Source organism: Paenibacillus sp. 01T422 (assembly GCF_056398785.1).
Map to the genome: position 1 here is coordinate 1 of NZ_JBFTQB010001604.1, position 511 is coordinate 511.

Consider the following 511-nt stretch of genomic DNA (forward strand, 5'->3'; position numbering starts at 1 on the left):
GCTCCGATTGACTCTTGATTTCGTTGAAATCTCTATTTAGCTTAGTACTTACGGTTAGGCAGAGCGTCAATCGCTTTTTGACCTGAGAATACATCTTCATTGGATTTAATCCATTTTGGAACCTGTTTTCCTGCTTTCAAGTCTTTAGCTGCTTGGAACAATTGAGGCCCGAGAAGTGGGTTACACTCAACTACCGTATTCAACTTGCCGGCTTTAACAGCTTCGAAAGCTTCTTTAATACCGTCAATGGACACGATTTTCACATCTGTACCTGGTTTTTTTCCAGCTTCTTCAATCGCTTGAATCGCTCCTAATGCCATGTCGTCGTTATGAGCGTAAACGCCTTGGATATCTTTACCTTCTGGGGATTTCAAGATCGCTTCCATCACTTGTTTACCTGTTGCACGGTTGAAATCACCGCTTTGCGATTTCACGATTTTAATGTTCGGGTGATTTTTCATTTCATCGTCAAAGCCTTTTTTACGATCCGTTGCTGCGCTCGCACCAACTG

General features: G+C 42.7%; 1 protein-coding gene. It reads right to left on the minus strand.

Features of this window, described 5'->3' with window-relative positions; all coding sequences use genetic code 11:
• Window positions 1-41: 41 nt before the first annotated feature.
• On the minus strand, window positions 42-511 hold a 470-nt coding region (locus AC1DUA_RS40385; protein ID WP_477504986.1), incomplete at its 5' end, for a substrate-binding domain-containing protein.